This is a genomic window from Halobacteriovorax sp. RT-2-6, from assembly GCF_047085025.1.
Classification (GTDB): Bacteria; Bdellovibrionota; Bacteriovoracia; order Bacteriovoracales; family Bacteriovoracaceae; genus Halobacteriovorax_A.
This window is the reverse complement of record NZ_JBKIYH010000005.1, coordinates 1-3,265: the sequence shown is the minus strand read 5'-3', so window position 1 is coordinate 3,265 and position 3,265 is coordinate 1. Positions and strand designations below refer to the sequence as shown.

General features: G+C 48.1%; 2 rRNA genes. Both read left to right on the top strand.

The window, feature by feature from the left end:
- Positions 1 to 90: 90 nt before the first annotated feature.
- Positions 91 to 3,015 (top strand): 23S ribosomal RNA (locus tag ACMAYS_RS15660).
- A 114-nt stretch (positions 3,016 to 3,129) separates the two neighbouring features.
- Positions 3,130 to 3,246, top strand: a 5S ribosomal RNA gene (gene rrf, locus ACMAYS_RS15655).
- The last annotated feature ends 19 nt before the right edge of the window (positions 3,247 to 3,265 follow it).

Here is a 3,265-nt window from a genome sequence, read left to right as displayed (position 1 = left end):
TTACATTTAAATAACAGTATCAGATAGAAGACGAGAACTTAAAAGTAATACAAGACAAGTATATTAATTATACAAACTTTTAGTTGGTTAGATAAAGCTACTAAGGGTATATGGTGGATATCTTGGCAGTAAGAGACGATGAAAGACGTATGTTAGACAGCGATATGTCTCGGGGAGCCGTCAAGCAGGCTTTGATCCGGGAATTTCTGAATGGGGGAACCCTCCTGTTGGAAACAGCAGGAACCGTTTGGTGAGTAAAGTAGCCATTCTGGAGTTAACCGAGGGAACTGAAACATCTAAGTACCTCGAGGAAGAGAAATCAATTGAGATTTCGCAAGTAGCGGCGAGCGAACGCGAACTAGCCCAAACCGTTAAGTTTACTTAGCGGGGTTGTAGGACTGCAACGTGTAGCTTTGATGTTAGGAGAAGGGTCTGGGAAGTCCCGCCAAAGAGAGTGAAAGCCTCGTATCCGAAAGTTGAAAAGCGCTAGCAGTATCCTGAGTAGGACGGAACACGTGAAATTTTGTCTGAATCTGGGAGGACCACCTTCCAAGGCTAAATACTACTTACTGACCGATAGTGAACAAGTACCGTGAGGGAAAGATGAAAAGAACCCCGATGAGGGGAGTGAAATAGAACTTGAAACCATATACTTACAATCGGTGGAAGTGCTATTGTAAGGCATGACCACGTACCTTTTGCATTATGAGCCATCGAGTTACGATTTGTTGCAAGGTTAAGCCGTTGAAGGTGTAGCCGTAGGGAAACCGAGTCTTAATAGGGCGAATAGTAGCAGGTCGTAGACCCGAAACGGGATGAGCTATCCATGAGCAGGTTGAAGCGAGGGTAACACCTTGTGGAGGACCGAACCCATATAGGTTGAAAACTGTTGGGATGACTTGTGGATAGGGGTGAAAGGCCAATCAAATTCCGTGATAGCTGGTTCTCTTCGAAATGCATTTAGGTGCAGCGTCTGACGAATACTGACGGGGGTACAGCACTGAATTGGCTAGGGGGCTCACCAGCTTACCAAACCATATCAAACTCAGAATACCGTTAAGTAATATCAGGCAGTGAGACTGCGGATGCTAAGGTCCGTAGTCGAAAGGGTAAGAGCCCTGACCATCAGCTAAGGTCCCTAAATCGTGTCTAAGTGGGAAAGGTTGTGGAACTACTGTGACATCCAGGAGGTTGGCTTAGAAGCAGCCACCCTTTAAAGAAAGCGTAATAGCTCACTGGACTAGTGGTTCTGCGCCGAAAATGTAACGGGGCTAAAGATACGTACCGAAGCTATGGAATGAACTTTGTTCATTGGTAGAAGAGCATTGTGTTTATCGATGAAGGCGTACCGCGAGGAGCGCTGGAGATCCCACAAGAGCTGATGATGGCATGAGTAGCGATAAGGAGTGTGAGAATCACTCCCGCCGAAAATCTAAGGGTTCCTGGGCCAGGTGACTCCGCCCAGGGTTAGTCGGATCCTAAGGTGAGGCCGAAAGGCGTAATCGATGGGTAACAGGTTAATATTCCTGTACTTGGTTATATTCGTTTGACATGAGGAGTGACGGAGAAAGGTAGCAAATCCCACTGTTGGATGTGGGTTTAAGCGTGTAGGCTGTGTTGTAGGCAAATCCGCAACACGTGAAGGCTGAGGCGTGATGACGAGGGCTTGCCCGAAGTTTGTGATCCTCTGCTTCCCAGAAAAGCTTCGTATGAAGAATATAATCAATCCGTACCGTAAACCGACACAGGTAGATGAGGAGAGAATCCTCAGGCGCTTGGGAGAACTCTTGTTAAGGAACTCTGCAAATTGGAGCCGTAACTTCGGGATAAGGCTCGCCCCTGCTGGTGACATCGCTTGCCGATGTAGCTGACGGGGGCCGCAGTGAAAAGGGGGTAGCGACTGTTTATCAAAAACATAGGACTCTGCAAACACGCAAGTGGACGTATAGGGTCTGACGCCTGCCCGGTGCTCGAAGGTTAAGAGGAGAGGTTATCCATTAGGAGAAGCTTTGAATCGAAGCCCGAGTAAACGGCGGCCGTAACTATAACGGTCCTAAGGTAGCGAAATTCCTAGTCGGGTAAGTTCCGACCTGCACGAATGGCGTAACGACTTCCCCACTGTCTCAACAAGAGGCCCAGCGAAATTGGAGTGCGCGTGAAGATACGCGCTACCCGCGGAAGGACGAAAAGACCCCGTGAACCTTTACTGTAGCTTGACATTGGCTTTTGAATAGTAATGCGTAGGATAGGTGGGAGCTGTTGAGGCGTGCGTTCCGGCGTACGATTAGGCATCCTTGAAATACCACCCTTTGCTATTTGAAATCCTAACCTACCATCGTAATCCGGTGGGGGGACAATGTCTGGTGGGCAGTTTGACTGGGGCGGTCGCCTCCTAAAGAGTAACGGAGGCGCACAAAGGTTCCCTCAGGCCGCATGGAAACCGGCTGTAGAGTGTAAACGCATAAGGGAGCTTGACTGCAACACAAACAAGTGGAGCAGGGTCGAAAGACGGTGTTAGTGATCCGGTGGTTCCGAGTGGAAGGGCCATCGCTCAACGGATAAAAGGTACTCCGGGGATAACAGGCTGATCTCCCCCAAGAGTTCACATCGACGGGGAGGTTTGGCACCTCGATGTCGGCTCATCGCATCCTGGGGCTGGAGCAGGTCCCAAGGGTTAGACTGTTCGTCTATTAAAGCGGTACGCGAGCTGGGTTCAGAACGTCGTGAGACAGTTCGGTCTCTATCCTCCGTGGGCGTAAGAAATTTGAGTGAATCTGACCTTAGTACGAGAGGACCGGGTTGGACGAACCTATGGTGTATCGGTTGTGACGCCAGTTGCATTGCCGAGTAGCTAAGTTCGGAAGGGATAACCGCTGAAAGCATCTAAGTGGGAAGCCCATCATAAGATAAGATTTCTATAAGACAGCTTGTAGACTACGAGCTTGATAGGTCGCATGTGTAAGCGCAGTAATGTGTTGAGCTGAGCGATACTAATTAGTCTTTTTGCTTTATTTAACTTTTACTTTTAAGTTCACTTCTATTTGATATTGTTTTTTAAGTGTGAAAATATCGCTTAATAGACTTGCAAAGGTCGAAAAAAAGAATTAAATATACCAAGAATTAAATTTTTGGTGTGTCGATAGCGGCGGGGAAACACCTGATACCATCCCGAACTCAGCAGTTAAGCCCGCTTGCGCCGAAGGTAGTGCCAGGGTCACTTGGTGTGAGACTAGGAAGATGCACCTTCTATATAAAAAGCCAGATC